This is a genomic window from Paenisporosarcina sp. TG20 (assembly GCF_000286315.1).
Classification (GTDB): Bacteria; Bacillota; Bacilli; order Bacillales_A; family Planococcaceae; genus Paenisporosarcina.
Map to the genome: position 1 here is coordinate 1 of NZ_ALJG01000097.1, position 2720 is coordinate 2720.

Genomic DNA, 2720 nt, shown 5'->3' on the forward strand with positions numbered 1-2720 from the left:
AAAGGGTATTGGTTTTTTTTGTGGACTTTTTTAAGATCTATAGTCAATGGTTGAGGACAAAAAGGTAGGAACCAAGAGTAAAAGGATGAGACTCGGAGGATAAGGCATACGTGAGAATTGAAGAACTGCGGTTAACGAAGTAATCTGACGTCCATCATCTTCATAATCTATCCCGACATGGTAGTTAGAGAGTCTCCTAGAGCATGCTTAGGACATCGGGTAGGCACCAAAAAAAAGCTGGTTACCGAAGGGATAAGATATACTATTTATCTCACTAAATAGCAGGGGACAAGTTAAACTAATTAGTTCTTTCAGAAGAAATACTTGAGAATGGATGTAAGTGAATTTATAAACAATCGCTAGAGCTAATTTTAATATTTAGTGTAGGATTATTTATCAATGATAATGATGAACTTCTCAAGTTATTATTAATATAAAACAATCCTATTACTTGTTAATTTCATAAAAACTGCTATGTTAATGTCATACCCTCGCAATATAGAAAGGATGATTTCTTTTGACCAATGTTTATGATTTTGACGTAATAAAAGCGAATGGAGAAGAAGTTTCTTTAAGTGCATATACAGGACAACCTATTGTTATTGTAAACACGGCAAGTAAATGTGGATTCACTTCACAGTTTCAAGAATTGCAAGAATTGTATGATGAATATAAGGATCAAGGGCTTGTGGTTTTAGGATTCCCTTGTGGTCAATTTAGTAACCAAGAATTCGAAGATTTAAACGATACAATGGAGTTTTGCCAAATTAATTATGGAGTGTCTTTTCCAATGTTTCAAAAGATAGATGTGAAAGGAGACAGTGCACATCCACTGTTTAAATTTTTAGTATCAGAGAAGAAAGGTTTATTAACTGAAGGAATTAAGTGGAACTTTACAAAATTTTTAATTGATCCAGATGGTGATGTAGTAAAACGTTATTCACCACAGTTTTCTCCGAAAAAAATAGAAGAAGATTTGTTGCGATATATTTAATAAAAAATCCGAATAATCTTTCTTTTATTGTGCTCCTTGACAGTGCATAAAGCCGCTGATAACCTTATCAATAATATTCAATAGGACATAATAGGATAAAGGAGGAGTATGAGTATATGAAGGAATCAAAATTTGCTAAAGAGGGCTTAACTTTTGACGATGTATTGCTTGTCCCGGCGAAGTCGGAAGTCTTGCCAAGAGATGTATCTTTGTCAGTACAGTTAACGTCAAAAATTAAGTTAAATATACCGATAATAAGTGCCGGAATGGATACCGTAACTGAAGCTGCTATGGCTATTGCAATAGCTCGTCAAGGCGGACTTGGCGTTATTCATAAAAACATGAGTATTGAAGAGCAAGCAGAACAAGTGGTGACTGTAAAACGTTCTGAAAATGGTGTAATAACAGATCCGTTTTTCCTTACCCCTACGAATCAAGTGTATGATGCAGAACATTTAATGGGGAAATATCGCATTTCAGGTGTACCAATTGTTAATAATGAAGAGGAATTAAAGTTGGTTGGCATTATAACCAATCGAGATCTTCGTTTTATTCGAGATTACTCATTAGCAATAGAAGATGTCATGACAAAAGAAAAATTGATTACTGCTTCTGTTGGGACAACACTTGAGGATGCAGAAAAGATTTTACAACAATATAAAATAGAAAAACTTCCGATTGTTGATGAATTTGGTGTGTTAAAAGGATTAATTACTATTAAAGATATTGAAAAAGTAATTGAGTTCCCAAAAGCTGCGAAGGATCATCATGGTCGTTTGTTAGTAGGTGCTGCAGTTGGTGTCACTTCTGATACGATGAAGCGTGTTGAACAACTTGTAAAAGCACAAGTTGACGTTATTGTTATCGATACTGCTCATGGTCATTCACAGGGAGTAATTGATACAGTAGCTGAGATTCACAATATGTACCCTGATTTAGATATCATAGCTGGAAACGTTGCAACAGCTGAAGCAACTGACGAGTTATTTAAAGCTGGTGCTGATGTAGTGAAAGTAGGGATTGGACCCGGTTCAATATGTACAACGCGTGTAGTTGCTGGAGTTGGTGTTCCACAAATCACAGCCATTTACGATTGTGCCATGGAAGCTCGTAAACACGGCAAAGCGATTATCGCAGATGGAGGAATAAAGTATTCTGGAGATATCGTTAAAGCACTTGCTGCAGGTGGACATGTTGTCATGCTAGGAAGTTTACTTGCAGGCACTTCAGAAAGTCCAGGGGAAACAGAAATCTTTCAAGGACGACGATTTAAAGTATACCGCGGGATGGGTTCAATAGGCGCGATGGAAAAAGGATCTAAAGATCGTTACTTCCAAGAAGATGCAAAAAAATTAGTACCTGAAGGAATTGAAGGTCGGCTTCCTTACAAAGGCCCACTGTCAGACACAATTCATCAACTTTTAGGTGGTGTCCGCTCAGGTATGGGATACTGCGGTACGAAAGATTTACAGGATCTTCGTGACAATTCACAATTTATTCGTATGACAGGTGCAGGGCTCCGTGAGAGTCATCCACATGATGTTCAAATTACAAAAGAATCTCCAAACTACTCTATTTGAATCAATTTCATAATAAAATCTAGTAATAATATCCGAACAAAGTTGATTTCCGCTCCATGCGGACGCTTTCCGTGGGGCACGGCTTCAATCTCCGCGGGCCCTTTCAGCTCGCGCTATTCCCATTGGAGTCGCCGCCTTGCGCTACA

2 protein-coding genes are annotated in these 2720 nt (G+C 37.4%); both read left to right on the plus strand.

Annotated features, from left to right (window positions below):
• Window positions 1–517 precede the first annotated feature (517 nt).
• Window positions 518–994 (plus strand): glutathione peroxidase, encoded by a 477-nt coding sequence (locus tag B371_RS0100735; protein ID WP_019412434.1) that lies wholly within the window; start codon window positions 518–520, stop codon window positions 992–994.
• 116 nt (window positions 995–1110) lie between these two features.
• The gene (gene guaB / locus B371_RS0100740) at window positions 1111–2574 is read left to right on the plus strand and encodes an IMP dehydrogenase (RefSeq protein ID WP_019412435.1); all 1464 of its coding nucleotides are present in this window, start codon (window positions 1111–1113) and stop codon (window positions 2572–2574) included.
• The last annotated feature ends 146 nt before the right edge of the window (window positions 2575–2720 follow it).

Coding starts and splice junctions, on each gene's coding strand:
- guaB (WP_019412435.1), top strand. CDS start 1,111: ATGAAGGAATCAAAATTTGCTAAAGAGGGCTTAACTTTTGACGATGTA.